Origin of the sequence: Bacillus cereus, from assembly GCF_002561295.1 — a bacterium.
GTDB classification, from domain to species: domain Bacteria; phylum Bacillota; class Bacilli; order Bacillales; family Bacillaceae_G; genus Bacillus_A; species Bacillus_A cereus_S.
This window is the reverse complement of the sequence record NZ_NTUG01000004.1, coordinates 1-20,375: the sequence shown is the minus strand read 5'-3', so window position 1 is coordinate 20,375 and position 20,375 is coordinate 1. Positions and strand designations below refer to the sequence as shown.

Genomic DNA, 20,375 nt, shown 5'->3' with positions numbered 1-20,375 from the left:
AGGCAAGGAAATGAATAAAGAACTATTAGCTGAAAAAATAAAAGTAAAAGATGCGAAGTTATTCATTGATGGTCAATATGTCGATGCGATGTCTGGCGAGACGTTTGATACATTCAATCCATCAACAAATAGGAAACTTGCCTCTGTTGCGCAAGCAAGTGAAGAGGATGCTAAGCGAGCGATAGACGTGGCAGGGCGCACATTTACAAGCGGCATATGGAGTAAAATGCCTGTGGAAGAACGCTCGGCTATTTTATGCAAAATGTCAGATTTGATTATGGAAAAAGTAGATGAATTAGCGTATATAGAGACGCTTGATGTCGGAAAACCAATAAAAGAAAGCCGTGGCTTTGATATTCCGCGTTCTGCCCATAATTTTCGTTTCTTCGCTGAGATGGCAAAGTATATGGTGCATGAACATTATGATAAACATAACTTTATGTCGTATGCAAAATATGCACCAGCGGGAGTAACAAGCTTAATTATTCCTTGGAATTTACCATTTATGCAGATGACATGGAAGGCGTCAGCTGCGCTAGCTGCTGGTAATACAGTAGTTGTGAAACCAGCATCTTACACGCCGTTAAGTGCGGTTATGCTTGGTGAAATTGCGAATGAGGCCGGGCTACCACCAGGTGTGCTTAATATTATTACTGGACCAGGAAGCACAGTAGGAACGAAAATGACGACGCATCCCTCTGTAAGACGTATTTCATTTGTAGGAGAAAGTAATACAGGGAAAACGATTATGCGAAATGCCTCAGAAAACTTAATACCAGTGTCGTTAGAATTAGGCGGAAAATCAGCAAATATTGTATTTGAAGATGCTGACTTAGATGAAGCAGTACAAGGATCGATTGAAGCAATTTATCGGAATCAAGGAGAAATTTGCTTAGCTGGTTCAAGATTGCTTGTACAAGAAAGCATATATGAACAGTTTCTAGAGAAATTTGTAACAGCTGTGAAAAAGATAAAAGTAGGAGATCCTCTTGATGAAGATACAGATATGGGAGCGCTTGTTTCAAAATCACATTTAGAAACAGTTGATCAATACGTACAAATAGGTCTTTCAGAAGGAGCGAAATTAGCACACGGCGGAAAAAGAATTGAAAGTTTAGCACAAGGGAACTTCTATGAACCAACTGTACTATATGATGTTGATAATTGTATGCGTGTAGCCCAGGAAGAGATTTTTGGTCCAGTTTTAGTTGTTATACCATTTAAGACAGAAGAAGATGCAATTCGCATTGCAAATGATTCTATTTATGGTTTAGCAGGAGTTGTTTGGACAAATGATCTTAGAAGAGCACAGCGAGTTGTTTCGCAAATTGATTCGGGACTATTATGGATTAATTGTTGGTATGTACGAGATTTACGTACTCCATTCGGTGGTTCTAAGGCAAGTGGTATTGGCCGAGAAGGTGGGCGTCATAGTTTTGAATTTTATACAGAGGCAAAGACAGTTACGATGAAATTATAAAGTGAAACTTCCATCAGCGGAATGGTATTTCCGTTGATGGGTTCTAAATATAGATTCTAAAAATGGGGTGAGATATATGAAAGTGTTAATAAAGGAATTAGCAGATGAATTATTGCAGGCAGAACAAACGTGTAGACCGATTTCTCCTTTTACGGAAAGGTATCCAAATCTATCTGTTTCAGATTCGTATAACATTCAACTCGAAGTAGTTGGACAAAAGTTAAAACAAGGAAGCACGGTGATTGGGAAGAAAGTCGGGCTTACGAGTGATGCAATGCAGCAAATGCTTGGAGTGGATGAACCGGATTACGGACATTTGCTAGATGGTATGAAAATAGAAAGTGGAAGTGTAATCCCTGTAGATTCGTTTGTATCTCCAAAAGTAGAAGCGGAAATTGGATTTATTTTAGCAGAAGATTTGAGTGGACCGAATATTACATATGTAGATGTGTTAATGGCAACGAAATATATTGTACCTACACTTGAAATTATTGATAGTCGTATTGCAGATTGGAAGGTTAAGCTTGCCGATACAGTAGCAGATAACGGCTCTTCTGCGAGAGTAGTTGTGGGTGATAAGTTTTCTAATGTGTCTGAAGTAGATTTGCGTACAGCTGGAATGACGCTCTATAAAAATAATAGTTTAATTGCTACTGGAGCAGGGGCGGCAGCATTAGGGCATCCTGCGCAAGCAGTTGCTTGGCTAGCGAATAAACTGAGCGAATTTCAAATTTCATTGAAGGCTGGGGAATTAATTTTGCCGGGTGCACTATCGGGTGCCGTTTCGGTTCAATGTAATGATGAAGTTCAAGCTGATTTCGGGTCTCTCGGTTTGGTTTCTATTAAATTTGTATAACTGTATCATTGTGTGAAACGGAGGGGATATATGTGGGGAAAGTGAAGGCGGCTATTATAGGTTCTGGAAATATCGGTACGGATTTAATGTATAAATTAAGAAAAAGTAAAGGTATTGAAATGACTGCCATGGTAGGGATAGATTCTGAATCAGAAGGATTAAGACGGGCGAAAGAAGAAGGATATGAGATTTTTGATAATGGTATACAAGCGATCATTGAGAATCCTAGCATAGCGGATATTATATTTGATGCTACTTCAGCTAAAGCCCATATTTATCATGCGGAAGTTTTAAGAGAGTTAGGAAAACTAGTGATAGATTTGACACCAGCGGCATGTGGCCCATTTGTTTGTCCAGCCATACAGGATAGGACTCATGTAGAAACGCGGAACGTCAATATGATTACATGTGGTGGACAAGCAACGATTCCGATTGTTCATGCTATTAACGAAGTGGCGGACGTTACGTATGCGGAGATAGTTGCTACGATTTCTAGTTTAAGTGCAGGTCCAGGTACACGAGCAAATATCGATGAGTTTACGATTACGACAAGGCGTGGGATTGAAGAAGTTGGGGGAGCGGACTACGGAAAAGCGCTTATTATATTAAATCCTGCTGATCCTCCGATTTTAATGAGGGACACTGTATATTGTGAAGTCAAACATATGGATGAATTATTGATAGGGCAAGCGATTTATAAGATGGTTGAAGAAGTTAAGTCATATGTCCCAGGGTATTCTTTAAAACAAGAGCCAATGTTTGATGGGAACCGTGTGACTGTATTTTTAGAGGTAGAAGGAGCCGGGGATTATTTTCCTCCTTACGCAGGTAATTTAGATATTATGACAGCAGCCGCATTAAAAGTTGGTGAAGAATTTGCATCCCGAATAATGGAAGAGCAGAAGCGAGGTGTGATGAATGAAACGAAATAGTGATATGCCAATTAAAATAACGGAAGTTTGTTTGCGTGATGGAAGTCATGTAATGAGGCACCAATTTACTGAGGAACAAGTTAGGTCTGTAGCTGGTTCGTTAGATAAGGCTGGTATGCATTATATTGAAGTCAGTCATGGAGATGGATTAGGTGGTTCTACGCTGCAATATGGAAGATCGTTAGTAGATGAAATGAAACTCATTGAAGCGGCAGTGGAAGAATGTAAACAGGCAAAGGTAGCTGTCTTACTAATTCCCGGTATTGGTACTATCCATGAATTAAAACAAGCAGAAAGCGTTGGAGCAAGGCTTGTTCGTGTAGCAACTCATGTAACGGAAGCGGATGTTTCTGCACAACATATTCATTTTGCTCGGGAGTTAGGTATGGAAGTGTGTGGCTTTTTAATGATGGCGCATTCGGCACCAGTTGAGAAATTAGTAGAACAGGCAAGGCTTATGGAAAGCTACGGAGCACAAGCTGTTTATGTAACAGATTCAGCTGGCGCTTTATTACCGCATGAAGTAAGAGAACGAATTCATGCACTGCGCCAATCTTTAAATATTGAAATTGGCTTTCATGGCCATAATAATCTTTCTGTTGCAGTAGCAAATACAATTGCTGCAATTGAAGAAGGAGCAACTCGTATTGATGGAAGTGTTCGCTGTCTTGGAGCCGGAGCGGGGAATGCGCAAACAGAGGTATTGTTAGCTGTACTGGATCGCATGGGATATAAGCTAGATATAGATTTATATAAAATGATGGACTTGGCAGAAGATATTGTTGCTCCGCTGTTACCAGGACCACAAGAAATCCAAAAAGGTAGTCTTGTCATGGGATATGCCGGTGTCTATTCAAGCTTTTTACTACATGCCGAGAGAGCTGCTCGTAAATTTGGGGTAGATGCTCGTGATATTTTAATAGAACTTGGCAGACGAAAAGTAGTTGGTGGGCAAGAAGATATGATTTTAGATGTAGCAGCTGAATTAGGGAAGATAAAAACGGGGGTGTAAAATATGGCTTTAGTTAAAGGGGCAGATTCAGAGATTATTGAATATTTACTTCAGGCAGAGAGAGAACGAAAAGAAGTGATAAAGGTAACGGATCAGCATCCAGATTTAACAGTGGAAGATGCTTACATATTGCAAAAACGATTAATCGAACAAAAGATAAAAGAGGGATCCAAACGAGTTGGTGTAAAGCTTGGGTTAACAAGTAAAGCAAAACAACAAATGATGGGGATTGAAGAAGCAATTTACGGTTATTTATTACATGATATGTTAGCGTTTGAATGGGAACCAGTGCAGTATGAAACATTGATTCATCCAAAAGTAGAACCAGAGATTGCTTTTTTAATGGGAGAGGATTTACAAGGCACTAACGTTACAGCGGATGACGTATTAAAGGCAACGAAATATATTACACCAGCTTTGGAAATCATTGATAGTCGTTATTTGAATTTTAAATTTACGTTGCCGGATGTAATCGCGGATAATTGTTCATCTTCAAAGTTTTTATTGGGAAGTAAATGGATGGGCGCTAAGGAAATAGACTTAGCCAATATTGGAATGGTTATGTCGAAAAACGGTAAAGTGGCTACAACTGGAACAGGAGCAGCTGTACTTGGGCATCCAGCGACTGCGATTGCCTGGGCGGTAAATAAGCTTGGATTACAAAATGAAGGATTGAAAAAAGGGGATATTGTACTAAGCGGGGCGTTATCTGAAGCAATTGCTTTTAAAACTGGTGACGCTATTGTTGCGCAGTTTGAAGGTTTAGGCAGCGTATCAATGTTTTGTGAATAAATAGTAAAGTGAGAGATGCGTATGCCAATTGTACAAATTCAAGTTATTGAAGGTAGAAAGCAACAGCAGATTCAAAATCTCATTTCGAATGTTACAGATGCAGTTGCAAAGAGTTTAGATGTGGATGCTGAGCGTGTACGTGTACTAGTAAATGAGATTCCGGGTTCCCATTGGGGTGTTGGAGGAAAGGCGAAAGGTAGTGTGGGAGAAAAATAGTGTTTGTGAATAAAAGCAATTCTTTATGATAAATGAAGAATTGCTTTTTTATTTTGATATGATGGGAAATTATGTTTACAATCGTGTTAGTATAAAGAAATTTGTTAATGGGAGAGAAGAGATAATATGTATAAAGTTGTCTTTTTTGATGTTGATGGCACTTTATTAAGTGAAATTGATAGAAGTATGCATGCTAGTACGAAAGAAGCTATACGGAGAGTAATTGATAAAGGTATGAAAGTAGTAGTTACAACAGGAAGACCTTACAATTTATGCTTAGAATTTAAAGAGTTAGGTGTTGATACGTTTATTTCTGCGAATGGTGCACATATAAAATATAAAGATACAGTTATACATAAATCTGTGCTGTCGAAAGAAACCGTTCATGCTATCACAACTTTTGCTGAGTTAAATGGTCATGGTGTTTCTTATTTTACAGAGGAGTTCGCAATGAATGGCATAGCTTCTAATGATGAACGGGTAATGAAAGCGTTAAAAGAGACTTTATATCTACAACAATATCCTGAAAAAATGAAATCCCTTTCAGAAGAGGTTTATTGTGTGTGTTTATATGCAGATGAAACAGAAGCTCGAAAATTTCTAGAAAGATTTCCAGCACTTAAATTTGAGCGTTTTCATGGGTATGTTATGAATGTGCTTGAGGATACTGAAGTTTCTAAGCTAACTGCTATTAAAAAGGTGCTGAATTACCTGAATATTTGTAAATCGGAAGCGATTGCTTTTGGAGACGGTGGAAATGATGTTGATATGTTAGAGTATGTAGGTTTAGGAATTGCCATGGGAAATGGCGGGGAAAGGCTAAAGCAAAAGGCAGACTTTGTTACAAAAAAGGCAAGTGAAGGCGGGATAGCCTATGCGTTAAAGGAATTTGGTGTCATATGATTATTTATTATTCGAATGAAAAATCATTCGAATAATGAAATTTTAGGATCTTTACCATGTTCAACTAATAAAATATGAATTTGTCCACGATGATGATAGAAGTGTGTCACAATTTCTAATAACCATTCAAAACGGGAATAGGAAACACCCCAATATGAAGTTGTACTTTCAGCTAGTTCATCATCCGAATAGGATAAAAATGTTTTAGAAAGAAGCGTATATCCTCGGAACATATTCTGCTTCATTTGATGAAGCGTCTTTGGAGTATGTTCAAGATAAAAGTTATGTAATTCTTCTTGTGTAGCCTCATTTAAAATGAGTAAATCGGCATGACAAATAAGTGAAAGGTGAGCATACATTTCAAATAAGGATCTTTTATTTGGAATTGGTTCACTTTGTAAATCTAATTCAGTGAGTTGATTAAGCATTGCTATAGATGTATCAATAGCAACTTTAAGTTGATGTAATGCAGCTTGAACAAACATTGTAATTCTCCTCATCTCCATATATAATAATGTCTTAGGAGTATTATAACATACTTAAAATTCCGAAAATTCCAGTAGTTTGACTAAGAAATGGAAAAGTATTATATTGTAAAAGGTCATAATGAACGAGAAATAGAATGGAAAGCAATTATTGAGTTAGGAGTTTAGACCGATGAGTTTGAGATATGGAAGAGATACAATTGTTGAAGTGAATTTAGATGCTATAAAACATAATGTGAGAGAATTTAAAAAACGTGTGAACGATGAAAATATGACAATGATGGCGGCGGTAAAAGCGAATGCATACGGACATGGGGCGGTTGAAGTTGCAAAAGCAGCGATTGAAGCGGGAGTGAATCAACTTGCTGTTGCTTTTGTAGATGAAGGAATTGAACTGCGCGAGGCTGGAATTTCTGTACCGATATTAATTTTGGGGTATACACCAGTAGAAGCTGCTAAAGATGCTATTGAATATGATATTATGATGACGGTATATAGAATAGAAGATTTAAAAGGTATTGATGAAGTAGCGAAGCGATTAGGAAAAAAAGCACGTATTCAAGTGAAAATCGATACAGGGATGAGTCGCATTGGTTTGCAGGAAGAAGAAGTAGCACCATTTTTGGAAGAACTAAAAAACATGAAACATATAGAAATGGAAGGTGTGTTTACACATTATTCTACAGCTGATGAAATAGATAAAACATACACAAATATGCAAACGAATTTATTTGAGAAAGCTGTTACTACAGCGAAAGAAATGGGAATTCATCTACCATATATACACAGTTCCAACAGTGCTGGATCAATGGAACTTAGTAACACATTTCAAAATATGGTTCGCGTTGGAATCGGGATTTACGGTATGTACCCTTCACAAGAAGTAGATCATACTGTTGTGTCATTGCAACCAGCATTGTCATTAAAATCAAAAGTAGCTCATATTAAACATGCAAAAAAAAATCATGGTGTGAGCTATGGGAACACGTATGTAGCAACAGGTGAAGAGTGGATTGCTACTGTTCCAATTGGATATGCAGATGGATATAATCGTCAATTGTCTAATAAAGGACATGCGTTAATTAATGGAGTTCGTGTGCCAGTTCTTGGTCGCGTTTGTATGGACCAGTTAATGTTAGATGTTACAAACGCAATGCCTGTACAAGTAGGGGATGAAGTAGTTTTCTACGGTAAACAAGGTGAGGAAGAAATTCCTGTAGAAGAAATCGCCGATATGTTAGGGACAATTAACTATGAAGTGACTTGTATGTTAGATCGAAGAATTCCGCGCGTATATAAAGAAAATGATGAAACGACTGCTGTTGTGAATATATTAAGAAAAAAATAATTGAGGAAAGAGCTGAATCGTTTTACGTCGATTCAGCTTTTTTGTTGCTATTAAATCAATGTTTAACTGTTTTTTTAGCTTCTTAAGAATATCGACGTATAAGTTTGATGGGGAATCGGCGCCATCATTTCGTTTGCAAATATGAGCTGAATGCATAATATGATGAATTTTAGTCAGTGATAATTCTTTCTGTTTTCTAATCTGCATATCGTAATCTTCTTAAGAGTATTTTAGAAAAAGGAAGGGTGTTGCAACCATTCCTCCAAGTCCACATTTCCTTGAACGGATAATAACCGATATAAATATCGGTACGGTGCTCTGCATTGTTCTAAATTAGGGATGGGCATAATTGTCTCGTAACCTTTCCGGAAAGCGTTGGCCTCTTTTTCTGTAAATACATATTCTAATCCGATAAAATCAAGCTCTCTTTGTGCAACCACGTAAGCCTCAGTATCTACTAATCCAGTAATCTTTATACCATCTGTTAAAAATTGAGTTGGGTCCATATCAATTAAAATGAGAGTTGCTTCTTTTGGTGTCGGTAGCGCATAAAGTTGTGACTGGAAAACTTCGAATGAGTCATTTATTTTAGAATGATTAGAGTAAAACATGGTTACAAGTCGTTTACTTACGTCTATTATATGTTGGTGAAATTTATGAAGCGGAATTTGAAAAGTTCCAGACAGATTCCCAATATAATTTGCTTTATATTGATGGATTTGAGCTAAGCCTTTTCCGAGGCTATATAAGGTAGACTCTGGTTGTCTTATAAATGATTTGAGTACTTGACCGTTTAACTTTTCAACAACAACATACTCTCGATCTAATGTATGCTTTTGTAATACGTTAGGGATAGGGAGCGTTGTATACTGTTGCAGTTGTTTATGTATCGTTTCTAGCGCGTGTACATTTCTCGGGTCAATTCCAAATAAGTGTTTACATCCCCACCAAAAATCATTGTTTGGATCAGTTTTCATTTTAGAAGATCGAACGATAACTTCCTCTTTTTCTGTTTTTACGAGCCAGACGTCACTTGCATGATCTTCATAACCTGGGTGTAATGCGTCTACAGATAAGATAGGGGAGTTGAATAACTTTTGTAACATGAAAAAACTCCTTTTCTAAAAATTCGATAAAATAATTATATATGATTTAGAAATAGAATATATATATTTCCAAAAAAGTGTCGAATTTGTGTAAATATAGCCGTTTCTTTGCAAAAATAGAGAATTTTCGGTATGATAATACTAAGAAAATATATCTGTTTTGGGGGTAATCAATGAAAAGAATATTTGAATATGTGTTATTAACAATTGGATCGATTATTGTAGCTGGCTCATTAGAGCTGATTTTGGCACCCAATGGACTAGTAGACGGTGGGGTAACAGCTATCGCTATTATGGCAAATAAGGTTGCTGGATTGCCGCTGTATGGTGTGTTTTTAGGACTTAATATTCCAATTCTATTATTTACTGCAAAAGTAATGGGGAAAAAGTTCTTTATTCGTACCTCTTATGCAAATGTCGTAACAACTCTCGGATTAATTTATTTGAAGCCATTTCCAGCGATTACAACGTCTGAATTACTAATTGTATTGTATGGTGGAGTATTATTTGGAATTGGAGTAGGAATTGTTGTGAAAATGGGCGGTGCAATTGACGGATCAGAAATGTTAGCAGTCTGGATGAACAAACATTTTAAAGTGCCGATTAGTACATTTTTACTTGCTGTAAATGCTGTTATTTTTGTATTTGTCGCTATTTTATTTTCAATTGAGCAAGCGATGTTCTCACTTGCAATTTTCTACATTGTTACGAAAATGATAGATTTCATATTAGATGGTATTAATCAAGGCAAGAGTGTCATGATTATTTCGAGTAAAAATAAAGAAATTGGTGAACTTCTTATGAAGGAGTTACAACTTTCTGTTACGTATCTACATGGAGAAGGTGGTTTTTTAGGAGAGCACCAGAGAATTATCTATTGTATTACAAACCGTTTTATTTATCCAAAGATGAAAGATCTCGTTCTCTCTGTAGATTCAAGTGCCATCATTGAAGCTTCTTATTCAACTGAAACAACTGGTGTGAAACGCCCAGGGATTTCATCGCGTTCAGGGCAAACATCAAATGATTAGACATAAAAAAACTGCTTCTTGCAATTATTTTTGCGAGGAGCAGTTTTTTTTAGTAAACCAAGCTTCTTTTAATAATGTTACTACGGTTTCAATTGCATCGATTGGTATCCCTCCGAAACCTAGTAATATATAAGCTTCTTTTTGTAGGTTATTTACTGAATCGTATATGGATAGAGGGTAAACTTTTACATGTTTTTCAGCAGCTGATTGAATGAGTTCTTGTTCGTTCATGCCGTTATGAATATGTAGCACGATATGAAGTCCGGATTGATCTCCAAGTATATCAATATTAGTGCCCATTTGGCTTAAAAGTGATTTGACTAATGTATGATGTTTTTTCTTATATAATGTACGAACACGATTTAAATGTCGGTCCCAATCCCCTTTGTGAATAAAACTAGCAAGAGCAAGCTGCGGAATTTTAGAAACAGTTTGTTTAAAGATACCATTTAAGTTATTATAAGTATCCAAAAGATGATTTGGAAGGACGATATAGCCCATTCTTAAGGAAGGCAAAAATGACTTTGAAAAAGTTCCCATGTAAATAACACGTTCATTTGAATCGAGTCCCTGTAGGGAAGGGATAGGTTTTCCAACGTAGCGAAACTCTCCGTCATAATCGTCTTCAATAATATATCCTGAGCAATCATTGGCCCATTTTAATAACTCAAGTCGCCTTGATAAAGGCATAATCATACCGTATGGAAATTGATGAGAAGGAGTAACGTAAGCAACGTTAGCCTTGCAATCATGAAGAGATGACATGTTTATTCCTTTCTCATCTAATGGGACAGGGTGGCTGGGAAGACCGCAACTTTGAATGATTGCTTTTACGCGGTGGAATCCAGGGTTTTCTATGGCGTATGATTTTTGCTTTCCAAGCAATTGTAAGAGTAGCCAAAGAAGGGGTTGTGTACCAGCACCAATAATAATTTGGTTAGGTGTGCAATGAACTCCTCGAGCATGATATAAATACGTTGCAATGTGAGTGCGAAGTATTTGTTCTCCTTGCGGGTCTTCTTTTGTAAATAAGTCGTTTTCATATTGGAGTAAACATTCTTGTATTGCTCTTTTCCAATTTGAGAGCGGAAAGACTGTTTGGTCGATATTCCCTTGGCTACAATCAAAACGAATGAGCTCGTTTCTTATTTTTTCTAATGGGTAAGAGAGTTTTTGCTGTTGATTAGGGATAACGTCTACATCTACTTCAACAACAAATATACCGCGCTTTGGTTTACTCTCTACATATCCTTCAGCAGACAATTGCTGATAAGCTGATTCGACTGTAATGCGGCTAACACCAAGTTGTAATGCTAAATTTCGGTGAGATGGGAGACATGTTCCAGCTAGGAGTGTTCCCTTTAAGATTTCGTGTTTTATATAATCGTAAATTTGTATATAGATAGGTGTTTGACTTTCTAATTGTAGCGGAATGATTAAATCCATTGTATGGGCTCTCCTTTAAAACTGGCCTTATAAAAAAGAGATAAACTGCCACTTAAGAAAAGGGCAGGTTCTATTTATACTAATGATATAACATTTAGAAAATTTTATAAATAGTTAGGAGAGATTACTGATGAATGTTAAGGAAATAAAAACAGAAGAACAATTAGATGAGGTATTACCCGTGTTACAACAATTACGAACTGCACTTATGAAAGAGGAAGCTCAATCTTTATTTCGTCATATGAAAGAAGAAAATTACCAAATGTTTTCTTTATGTAATGAAGATAGTGAAGTTGTTAGCCTTGCTGGGGTAGCAATACGTACGAATTTTTATAATAAGAAACATGTTTTTGTATATGACCTTGTAACAGCGGAGGCTCATCGGTCGAAAGGGTATGGTGAGGTATTGCTATCATATATAGAAAAATGGGGGAAAGAACAGGGGTGTACTTGTATTGCACTGACATCAGCTTTTCCGCGTATAGATGCTCACCGTTTTTACGAACGAGAAGGTTATGGAAAGGTAAGTTATTCATTTCATAAAGAGTTATGATAGAGAAGAAATTAAAAATATATAACTAAAAAATAGGAGGGGAAATATCCTCCTATTTTTTAGTTTGTAGACTTTGAGAGCGAATGCGTACTTCCTCTAGTTTTTTACTAAGTTCTTCTTCTAAGTTAAACTCAAAAAAGTTAGCTAACTTACATAAATAAGCGAGACAATCTGCAAGCTCTTTACCGAGATTTTCACGTATTTCTTCCTTTACCTGGGCATATGCTTCATGTTCAGAAACACCTTCTTTTTTTAGTTGTTCAGTTCTGAAAAAGAGGGTTCGGAATTCCTCGGCGACTTCAGCGACCTCTGTTGTCAGTAACATATGTGTATATAAGAGAAATTCTTTACTGTGCTGAAATTCATTGCGTCTATCATTATGATTCCATCCCATTTCTTCTTGAAATTGTTGATATAGTTCTTGAACTCGTTTCACAATTATCGTCTCCCAAATCATATAAAGAACCGTTATAAGGAATTTAATTTTTTATAAATGCAGCGAAGATTGATTTTTCTTTTCTAGAGAAGCAAATGAAAAAGAATCTTTATTTTTGACAAATGTTTTTTGATCTGGAATGGATTGAACTGCTAAAGTTTGCGAACTTCTTGCTTTAAGTGCATCTTGAATTCCAAGTGTCATGAACTTAATAAAAAGAATAGTAATGAAGAATGCGACGAGAGTATAAAAGACAATCCACAATGACAGATTCATTTCATAACGATTTAGTCCAATAAGCCCTGCCCAATCATTAGAAAGTGAAACGGCTTTGTATTCGCCTTCATTCATTTCTCGCATTTGTACCCCGCCGATTACAATGTTAAGCAAAGCTAAATGAATCATGAGTATGAGCGTTTGGACAATATGCTCCATAAATAAAACAAATGCGCGGTCGAGCAATAAGGCTCGTAAGTGTTTTTTAATAATATGAAAACGGCTTGCCCCCATTAACTGTGAACTTAATATGTAATCTCGCTTCATAAATTCATCAACTTCTGAGGAGATATATAAAGAAATTGTAGGCAGAGCGACAAAAATAAGTATGAGTGCTTGATAAAGAGCAAATGAAATATTTGGATTTAGTCGATCAGCATTCGATGTGATTACAATATTAATAGGCGTGATGAGTATGAATGCGATAAATAGAGTTGGGATATAATAAAAAACTTCTGAACATGTCTGGAAAAATCTCTTAAACTTTGGCGCATATAAACTTAAGAGGATTCCTATACATGTTCCACATAAAAGTCGAAGGAAACTAATTACTACGGCAAATAAAATTGTGAATTTTGCTCCATCTAAAATTTGTAAAAAAACAGACTCCCCAAAACGATCAGATCCAAAGGGCGGCATTACTGATGGTGAAAAGGGTGCCTTTCCAATTAATTCGTAATTGTCATTGTATAGTAACAGAGGAGGTTTTGAGATGTTATCTTTAAAAAACCAACTATAAATAAAACTAGCTGAAACAAGTATGAAGAGATAAGTAAAGCCGATTAAAAAGCGCTTTGATTTCCAAATAGATTTCATAGAGTTTCTCCTTTTATTTGTTTTTGCCATCTGTTCATCATAAAAGAAGTGATTTGAAAAATCGTATAAAACGGTAAAATAATCATGATAAGTACGATAAATGTAGCAGGTGGGGAAATAAACGCCTTCCTAAATAAAAATTGAATAATACCCTGCATATTAAAAATAAATTCTAAAATGAACAAATTAGAAAGTAAGAAAACGAAAATTGTTTTTAAATGGTGAAAGAAATGGATAGCTATATTTTTAAATAAGTGTACACGTAGTATATAACTTGATGAAAGCCCCTTTCCGTAAGCAACTTCCACATATTGTTTTTCGTGTTCTTCTTTTATATATAAAATCATCATCCGAAACATTTGTAATGTAGGTAAAATAGTTAAAGATAAAATAGGGAGTAAATAAGCTCGATTTTCATTAAAAGAAATAATTGTGACTGGAGAGTCTCCAAATTTCCTGAGTAACCAAATGAAAAACATTTGCAAACAAATCATCATCATCATATCAGGGACAGCCTCTAGTATAAAAACAAATCGGTTTATCCACTTTTTGATAGAATCTTTTGCTAAAAAATAAAAAAATGCCATGCTAGATGAAAGAAAGAGTGCAAGAAAAAAAGCTACAAATAGAACAGTAAACGAATATACGTAAGGTTCTAAAACAGTTGGGAATAATGGCGTTTTTTTGAAATTACCAAACTTCGCGTCTGATGATAGAACGATGAGAGAATCTGGAGAGAAAACCTGTTTTAACATAATAGAGATCTGTTTGAAAAATTGAATCGGTTGAAAGGTGAATCTACCTTGAGTCATAAATAAATAAGGTAGATTTAGTAATAGTAAAAGTGATAAAACGATTGATGAAAGTTTTATCGTAAATTGGGATGCTTTGTGTAACATCAAACCCCTCCGTCTTTTTTACAATATTATACAACAAAATTCGCGCCTTTGTTTTGATTTTTCTAAAAATTTAATATATTATTATGATATGGTAAATTCTAATATACAACTTAATAGTATGGGGGAAATATGGAACATATATATTTACAAGGTAAAAAAGTAATTGTAAGAAAAATAGACGAGAAGGATATAGATTCTTTATATTCACAAATATATAAGGAAGAAAAACCTGAGTGGAAAAAGTGGGATGCACCATATTTCCCATTTTCGATTCAGGAGTATTCTGTGTATAAAGGGAGTTTGCAATCTAAGCTTAAAGAGGAACCTTTGTCGCAACTCATTATTGAAACAGATAACGAAATCATTGGAACAGTTGGCTTCTATTGGGAATATAAGGCGTCACGCTGGTTAGAAATAGGAATTACGATTTATAATCCAGCGTATTGGAATGGTGGTTATGGTACAGAAGCCTTGCAACTATATAGGGATTTGCTATTTGCAAATATGGAGATTGGTAGGATTGGACTCACAACCTGGTCTGGAAATGAACGAATGATGAAAGTTGCAGAAAAAATTGGAATGAAGTTAGAAGGTAGAATGCGAAAATGTCGTTATTATAATGGGATATATTATGATTCTATTCGAATGGGAATGATTCGTGAAGAGTGGGAAGAACTGAGAGAAGTAAAGGAGTGAAATAAGATGTACGCTGTTATTGCTACATTTGATGAAAGGTTTTCGAAGCATGTAAAAGCGATTGGAAAGGAACTAAAAGATTTTGGACATAACGGAGACTTAGAACCTCATATTACGTTAGCCGATTATCATACTTTGGATTTGAAAACGTATGGAGAGAAATTAGAAAAGTTTACAGAGAATATAGAGTGCTTTCCAGTTGAATTTGCTTCTGTCGGTACTTTCCCTACAAATGGAACAATCTTTTTGGCCCCAACGATAACGGGAAGATTACTAGAGTTACATCAATCGTTTCATAATCATTTTAAAGATTTTCACGATCATCCACATTCCTATTATGTACCAGAGAAGTGGGTACCACATTGTACGATTGCCAACCGTTTAGAGCAAGAGCAGTTTGTTCGTGTAATGGAGACTGTATACAAAAATTTTAGCGCACAAAAAGCAACTATAGAAAGTTTGAAATTAATTAGAGTGAACGATGAAAATAGTAATATGATTTCTTGTAGTGTTTTAGCAGAATATAACTTGAAGAAAACGGGGAGATCAATATGACATACGTAGTTCGAGAAATGAATGCACTGGATATTGCTGCTGTACAAGAAGTGGCGAAAGTGGCTTGGCATGATACATATAAAGGGATTATCCCACAAGGCATCCAAGATAAATTTTTAGAACAAGCGTATTCAGATGAGATGATGAAAAGAAGATTAGAGAATTCACACCTATTCGTAGCAGAAGTAGAAGATCAAATTGTTGGGTTTGCTAATTTTTCACCTATCAAATATCAAAATGAAGCAGAGTTAGGGGCTATTTATTTATTACCGGAGCATCAAGGAAAAGGAATTGGGACAGCTTTATTACAAAGGGGTATTACCCTTTTAGAAGGTGTTCGAAAGATTTATATTCATGTAGAAGCCGTAAATGAAAAAGGGAAGCGGTTTTATGAAGCAAAGGGCTTTGCGGCTTTAGAGAAATTTGAAGAAGACTTTGAGGGGCATATGATGCAAACGGTAAAAATGGTGTTACATGTATAAGGAATGGTTTAGGAGGATGAAAGAATGATTCAAAAGGAAAATGAAGAGGAAGTTCAGCAAATATTGAATTTTGCGCAAGAGATGTATAAAGAATTTGGATTTATTGAGAGACAAGTAGTTATGACCTTGAAGCAAGAAAAGTATTCATGGGTACATGGCAATGAAAACTAGACCGATTCTTTGATAGAATCGGTCCTTTCTTATCTCGCTATTCGTGGACGGTAAGACTTTCGCGTCAAAGTGTAGCGAAAGCAAAGAAGAAACGCCTACTGATTAAATCTTGCCTTTATTGAAATAGCTGAGGGAATTGTTTGATTATTCCTTCAGTAAGTGCATCCGCCATTTCCAAAGCTTCCTTCTCAATTCTGTCATACAATTGAACACCAGCTTGATAATCTTTACTTAGAATGGCGACTGCTTCAGCTTTAGTCAACGCTAGGTGTTCATAAAACATTTTCCTAAATTCTTCTTTAGGTATATACGGATTGATACGGCTTAAAAATTCAACAATGTCATCTGCATTAGCGTACCATTTTCTCTCTGCAATTGATGCGGCATTTTGATTACCGGCCTTTGCTGCTTTGACAAGATCGGCAGCAATCACTAAGTGATCTTTTATTAAATCACTATATTTTTTTGCTGCATTGTCACCGTAGAAAGGTTTAAGAGAATTCCCCATATCTGGAGCATTTTGAAGGAGACGTGTAATTGCAAAGTTAACATCAGGTAAATTAAAGATAATGCTAATGATAGCCATTCTGGTCCAAGCAACATGTTGTTCCCATAGTAAACGCATATAACTTTTTAAAGCAACTTCATTTTTACTGACACGGTAATTCCGTACGGATGAAAATGTAGCTGTTCGATTCCCATTTAAATAAGGGACATCGTGTGTGAAATAATAGGGTTGCCAATAAGGGTACATAATGAATACACTCCTTTTTGAACGCGTATATATCACGGTATGAGAACATTTATTACTATGTGCTCATGTCCAAAGGTTTTTTTGTACGCTTAGGAGGAAGTGTTAAGTGCATTCTTAGAGCTTCTTCTTATTGTTAAAGTTAATTAGTAAGTGTTCAAGTTTACCGATACATCGTCCACGTTCCAATGTCCTTAAAACCTAAACGCTTATAAATCCGTCCAGCAGCTGGATTGTTATAAAATAAGCAAAGTGTTCGTCTTTCTTTAGTAAAGTCTTGAATCATCTTTTGTAATAGGAGAGAAGCGTATCCTCTGCCGCGATAATCTGGATGTGTACATACCCCAACGACCATTGCAGATAAAGAGTTTTCAGCTGATGTGGAAGCGGAAGCGACAATTTCTCCTTCTTCTTCAATGTAATATGTGTGTCCTGTATTTGTTTCAAGGGATTGCCGCAAAATCTTTTCGGATTGTTCTGTTGTCTGTGGGAATTCTTCAATGTTGCTTCTAAGTTTCATAATTCGCTTAACATCATCCATAGTTGCTAGTTTTATCCTAGTATGAAGTATTGTTTCTGGTAGTGCAGTATCATCTTTACACTCACAAAAATACATTTTATTTTTTGTTCCGAGATGTATACCATGTAAATCTTCAAGTTTTTCTACAATGTCCGATTTACCAGAAAGTTTTAGTGGCCTGTGAGGTGAAAGAATTGCTTCATAGTCAGCAACTGAAAAATCGTCTTTTCCATAGGGTATAAATGAATCATGAAAGCGTAGTAATACGGATTGTAACGCTTCACCCTCTGTGAAAATGCCCCATAATTCTTGAAAGTCTGCATCGTATCCAAATGCTTCAATATCGCCAATGATAAATAGGTTAATCGCTGCTTCTTCTTTTAGAAATGTAAGTACTTGTTCATGATCACGCTTTGTTAATTTCCGTATCATACAGTATCGCCTCTTTTTTTTTTCTAAATATTATTACTTATCATTTTTGAAATCAATATAAAATTTTATGTTTAGTTCACAAGGTTTAGGAAAAACTAGGAAAGATATGACAAAGGAGGTTATGAACGGTGGATCATCCAATTCAAGGATTAATGAAAGCAGCGATGGAAAATTTAAAGGAAATGGTCGATGTTAATACGATTGTTGGGGAGCCTGTTCAGACGGCTGATGGCGGTGTAGTGCTAACTGTTTCTAAAGTAGCGTTTGGATTTGGAGCAGGGGGATCAGATTTTCAAACAAATGATGGTCAAAGAGCACAAGGTAATCCAGCATTCGGCGGCGGGAGTGCAGGCGGTGTTTCCATTACTCCAGTAGCTTTTCTTGTAGTGAATAAAGATGGCGTGAATATTCTTCACTTACAAAATGCTACACACCTAGCGGAAAAAATGATTGAGTTAGCGCCACAAACGATTGATAAGATTCAATCCATTTTTCAAAAAAATGAAAAGCATACTGAAAATCATCATCCGCAAAATCCGGACGAAATCGCGTAAAAAAGTCTATTTTTCAATAGGCTTTTTTTCTTGTAATCAGTATGTAATAAAACTAATGAAATTGTAAATAGTTTTTGAAGTTTTTTCTATGTTTCTAAAATTTTTCATGTTAAAATATGCTATAGAATTGAAACATATAAAACGAAGGTGGCTAGGTGCTTTGTCTGGAGGATCTGACCAAGTAAAGAATATGATATATATTAATGGTAATCGTCGGGGTCATTGTTTTATTACATCTGGAATTACATTTGAAGAGTTTGCAAGTAATATCCCTTCACCGCTTCATCAAGTGTTGCTTTTAAAACATAATTTTGAGTGGACTGATTTTCACTATCATACTTTATTCGAATATGTAGAAGAAGAAAACATACATAAATTAATCAAAGCAGAGATTGATGAATTTGATGAGTTTTGTTGGGTAGATTTTGATGATGCAAGCGATTTAGATGAATTGGAGCCAAAGGAAATTGCAGAATTGTTATATTTGGCTCACAAAAAAGAACCGCTTGGGAGAGCGTTTTTCCCACTTTTGAAAAATAGATTTGTTTATTTTTCACACGATGACGGTTGGTACAACAAAGTGTATTACCGTAGAATCGCTGATTTTGTAGGAATGCTTAGCAAAGTAATTCCGTACAAACTTGGTTCGTTTGGAAAGAAACGCTTTTCTTTCTTCCAAAAATCAAAAATATTCCCAGCAATTTCAAAAGAAGTTATTCTTGGGCTTGTTCCATTAATGGAAGACGGGCTGTACATTGATTTAGCGGGGAAAATTGAGTCGAGAAGAGGCTTAGAGATTCCTGTATACGTAGTTGGTTCGTATGAGAGTACGGATGAAGTATTAGATAACGTAGAGGAATTAAAAAAAGATGCAACCGAAACGGGCTGGCTTATTTTTGATAAGAAAGAACAAGAGTGGCAATGGATTGTGGACTAAGGAAACTTGGCAATTTAGGTCAAGTTTTCTTGTTTTTTGAAAGGAGAAACAATGAAGAAATATTATACAGCGGTAGGCATTGTCAGCATTATTCTTGTTGCAGTACTACTTTTAACTTGTCCAAAAGAATCTGATTTCCAGTCTTATTTAGAGGATAAGTATGCATTGATTTGTAATCAAGGTAGCTTTGAATGTACACAAAATGTAGATAAGAAAGAACAAAAAATGAAGTTTGTAAGCACAGATACACGAAACGGTGTGTTTTTTATAACAGTAAAACAAACTTTTGAAACGGAAACTGGTAAAAAGAAAGAGTATAGCGGAGTAGGTATGTTTCGTACATTTCTTTTTGTGACTGAAAAGACTTTCTAATGATAGAAGGTCTTTTTTTTATGCGCATGTTCATATAAATGAAGTAAGACAAGCGTAGGGGGGAATGAGAATGAAAAAAATATGTGTAGTTTGTGGTGGAGAGGAGTTCTTTTCATCTACATTATATGCACGTACGAAACAAGACTGGGCATATGCTCCAAACATGTATCGCTTTGAAAAGGTATTCATTGAACACCGAGATGAAGAAAACTATCCAGTGTTTCAAGAAATTACTGCAAAACACTGCTGCGGATGCGGACATATTATGTTGTACCATGAGTAAACACACCAAGTAATACTGAAGTGAACCCAAAAAGT

At 35.9% G+C, this 20,375-nt stretch carries 26 protein-coding genes; 18 read left to right on the top strand and 8 right to left on the bottom strand.

The genetic code is table 11. The features are described from left to right. The first annotated feature begins 10 nt into the window (after positions 1-10). The 7 genes from CN373_RS03100 to CN373_RS03070 all read left to right on the top strand — a co-directional run bounded on the left by CN373_RS03100 (position 11) and on the right by CN373_RS03070 (position 6,191). On the top strand, positions 11-1,480 hold the full coding sequence (locus tag CN373_RS03100) for an aldehyde dehydrogenase (protein ID WP_001031176.1): 1,470 nt from the start codon (positions 11-13) through the stop codon (positions 1,478-1,480). A 76-nt stretch (positions 1,481-1,556) separates the two neighbouring features. Beyond that, a complete protein-coding gene (locus CN373_RS03095) occupies positions 1,557-2,336 on the top strand; it encodes a 2-keto-4-pentenoate hydratase (RefSeq protein WP_000866051.1) in 780 nt (259 codons plus the stop codon). 32 nt (positions 2,337-2,368) lie between these two features. After that, positions 2,369-3,268 (top strand): acetaldehyde dehydrogenase (acetylating), encoded by a 900-nt coding sequence (locus tag CN373_RS03090; protein WP_000521066.1) that lies wholly within the window; start codon positions 2,369-2,371, stop codon positions 3,266-3,268. Then, complete coding sequence (gene dmpG / locus CN373_RS03085) at positions 3,255-4,280, top strand: 4-hydroxy-2-oxovalerate aldolase (protein WP_000828207.1); 1,026 nt, start codon at positions 3,255-3,257, stop codon at positions 4,278-4,280. The genes CN373_RS03090 and dmpG overlap by 14 nt, the downstream gene beginning before the upstream one ends. Before the next feature lie 3 nt (positions 4,281-4,283). Next, the gene (locus tag CN373_RS03080) at positions 4,284-5,072 is read left to right on the top strand and encodes a 2-keto-4-pentenoate hydratase (RefSeq protein ID WP_098358819.1); all 789 of its coding nucleotides are present in this window, start codon (positions 4,284-4,286) and stop codon (positions 5,070-5,072) included. Positions 5,073-5,093: 21 nt separating this feature from the next. Continuing rightward, a complete protein-coding gene (locus CN373_RS03075) occupies positions 5,094-5,288 on the top strand; it encodes a 4-oxalocrotonate tautomerase (RefSeq protein ID WP_098358818.1) in 195 nt (64 codons plus the stop codon). A 126-nt stretch (positions 5,289-5,414) separates the two neighbouring features. Beyond that, on the top strand, positions 5,415-6,191 hold the full coding sequence (locus CN373_RS03070) for a Cof-type HAD-IIB family hydrolase (RefSeq protein WP_000278942.1): 777 nt from the start codon (positions 5,415-5,417) through the stop codon (positions 6,189-6,191). Positions 6,192-6,214: 23 nt separating this feature from the next. Here the strand turns inward: CN373_RS03070 and CN373_RS03065 are convergent, their stop codons facing one another. Then, positions 6,215-6,676: a DinB family protein gene (locus CN373_RS03065; RefSeq protein ID WP_000497977.1), complete on the bottom strand. Its 462-nt coding sequence runs from the start codon at positions 6,674-6,676 to the stop codon at positions 6,215-6,217. Positions 6,677-6,848: 172 nt separating this feature from the next. On the opposite strand from CN373_RS03065, the gene alr reads away from it, so the two are divergent. Continuing rightward, the gene (gene alr / locus CN373_RS03060) at positions 6,849-8,024 is read left to right on the top strand and encodes an alanine racemase (protein WP_098358817.1); all 1,176 of its coding nucleotides are present in this window, start codon (positions 6,849-6,851) and stop codon (positions 8,022-8,024) included. A gap of 230 nt (positions 8,025-8,254) precedes the next feature. Here alr and CN373_RS03050 read toward each other — a convergent pair whose 3' ends face one another. Further along, positions 8,255-9,130 carry a nitrate reductase gene (locus CN373_RS03050; protein ID WP_098358816.1) on the bottom strand — a complete coding sequence of 292 codons (876 nt, stop codon included), beginning with the start codon at positions 9,128-9,130 and terminating at the stop codon, positions 8,255-8,257. A 173-nt stretch (positions 9,131-9,303) separates the two neighbouring features. On the opposite strand from CN373_RS03050, the gene CN373_RS03045 reads away from it, so the two are divergent. Beyond that, positions 9,304-10,161, top strand: coding sequence for a YitT family protein (locus tag CN373_RS03045; protein WP_098358815.1), 858 nt, complete (start codon positions 9,304-9,306; stop codon positions 10,159-10,161). A gap of 24 nt (positions 10,162-10,185) precedes the next feature. On the opposite strand, the gene CN373_RS03040 is transcribed toward CN373_RS03045, so the two are convergent. Next, positions 10,186-11,607 (bottom strand): PLP-dependent aminotransferase family protein, encoded by a 1,422-nt coding sequence (locus CN373_RS03040; RefSeq protein WP_098358814.1) that lies wholly within the window; start codon positions 11,605-11,607, stop codon positions 10,186-10,188. A gap of 130 nt (positions 11,608-11,737) precedes the next feature. Here CN373_RS03040 and CN373_RS03035 point away from each other — a divergent pair, with 130 nt between their 5' ends. Then, complete coding sequence (locus CN373_RS03035) at positions 11,738-12,160, top strand: GNAT family N-acetyltransferase (RefSeq protein ID WP_098358813.1); 423 nt, start codon at positions 11,738-11,740, stop codon at positions 12,158-12,160. A 52-nt stretch (positions 12,161-12,212) separates the two neighbouring features. Here CN373_RS03035 and CN373_RS03030 read toward each other — a convergent pair whose 3' ends face one another. From CN373_RS03030 to CN373_RS03020, 3 genes are read right to left on the bottom strand one after another with little or no spacing between them, the layout of a single operon-like run. After that, the gene (locus tag CN373_RS03030) at positions 12,213-12,596 is read right to left on the bottom strand and encodes a MazG-like family protein (RefSeq protein WP_000832647.1); all 384 of its coding nucleotides are present in this window, start codon (positions 12,594-12,596) and stop codon (positions 12,213-12,215) included. 51 nt (positions 12,597-12,647) lie between these two features. Continuing rightward, complete coding sequence (locus CN373_RS03025; RefSeq protein WP_000836590.1) at positions 12,648-13,688, bottom strand: ABC transporter permease; 1,041 nt, start codon at positions 13,686-13,688, stop codon at positions 12,648-12,650. Beyond that, positions 13,685-14,587, bottom strand: a complete 903-nt coding sequence (locus CN373_RS03020; RefSeq protein ID WP_098358812.1) for an ABC transporter permease subunit — start codon at positions 14,585-14,587, stop codon at positions 13,685-13,687. Before CN373_RS03020 ends, CN373_RS03025 begins: the two co-directional genes overlap by 4 nt. A gap of 129 nt (positions 14,588-14,716) precedes the next feature. On the opposite strand from CN373_RS03020, the gene CN373_RS03015 reads away from it, so the two are divergent. Genes CN373_RS03015 through CN373_RS25460 form a run of 4 tightly spaced genes read left to right on the top strand, consistent with a single transcriptional unit; the run spans position 14,717 to position 16,491 of the window. Next, positions 14,717-15,283 (top strand): GNAT family N-acetyltransferase, encoded by a 567-nt coding sequence (locus CN373_RS03015; RefSeq protein ID WP_000400165.1) that lies wholly within the window; start codon positions 14,717-14,719, stop codon positions 15,281-15,283. Between the two features lie 6 nt (positions 15,284-15,289). After that, positions 15,290-15,838 (top strand): 2'-5' RNA ligase family protein, encoded by a 549-nt coding sequence (locus CN373_RS03010; protein ID WP_000271407.1) that lies wholly within the window; start codon positions 15,290-15,292, stop codon positions 15,836-15,838. After that, positions 15,835-16,320: a GNAT family N-acetyltransferase gene (locus tag CN373_RS03005; RefSeq protein WP_098358811.1), complete on the top strand. Its 486-nt coding sequence runs from the start codon at positions 15,835-15,837 to the stop codon at positions 16,318-16,320. Before CN373_RS03010 ends, CN373_RS03005 begins: the two co-directional genes overlap by 4 nt. Before the next feature lie 24 nt (positions 16,321-16,344). Continuing rightward, complete coding sequence (locus tag CN373_RS25460; RefSeq protein ID WP_002056541.1) at positions 16,345-16,491, top strand: hypothetical protein; 147 nt, start codon at positions 16,345-16,347, stop codon at positions 16,489-16,491. 115 nt (positions 16,492-16,606) lie between these two features. Here CN373_RS25460 and CN373_RS03000 read toward each other — a convergent pair whose 3' ends face one another. After that, positions 16,607-17,245: an acetylglutamate kinase gene (locus tag CN373_RS03000; RefSeq protein ID WP_098358810.1), complete on the bottom strand. Its 639-nt coding sequence runs from the start codon at positions 17,243-17,245 to the stop codon at positions 16,607-16,609. A gap of 160 nt (positions 17,246-17,405) precedes the next feature. Beyond that, positions 17,406-18,194: a GNAT family N-acetyltransferase gene (locus CN373_RS02995; RefSeq protein ID WP_098358809.1), complete on the bottom strand. Its 789-nt coding sequence runs from the start codon at positions 18,192-18,194 to the stop codon at positions 17,406-17,408. A gap of 128 nt (positions 18,195-18,322) precedes the next feature. Between CN373_RS02995 and ytfJ the strand changes: the two genes are divergently transcribed. From ytfJ to CN373_RS02975, 4 genes are all read left to right on the top strand, one after another. Continuing rightward, entirely contained in the window at positions 18,323-18,748 is a 426-nt protein-coding gene (ytfJ, locus tag CN373_RS02990; RefSeq protein ID WP_000349994.1) for a GerW family sporulation protein, read from the top strand. A 160-nt stretch (positions 18,749-18,908) separates the two neighbouring features. Further along, entirely contained in the window at positions 18,909-19,685 is a 777-nt protein-coding gene (locus CN373_RS02985) for a hypothetical protein (protein WP_000014083.1), read from the top strand. A gap of 51 nt (positions 19,686-19,736) precedes the next feature. Further along, the gene (locus CN373_RS02980) at positions 19,737-20,057 is read left to right on the top strand and encodes a hypothetical protein (protein ID WP_098358808.1); all 321 of its coding nucleotides are present in this window, start codon (positions 19,737-19,739) and stop codon (positions 20,055-20,057) included. A 70-nt stretch (positions 20,058-20,127) separates the two neighbouring features. After that, the gene (locus CN373_RS02975; protein WP_000717668.1) at positions 20,128-20,340 is read left to right on the top strand and encodes a hypothetical protein; all 213 of its coding nucleotides are present in this window, start codon (positions 20,128-20,130) and stop codon (positions 20,338-20,340) included. Positions 20,341-20,375 lie beyond the last annotated feature (35 nt).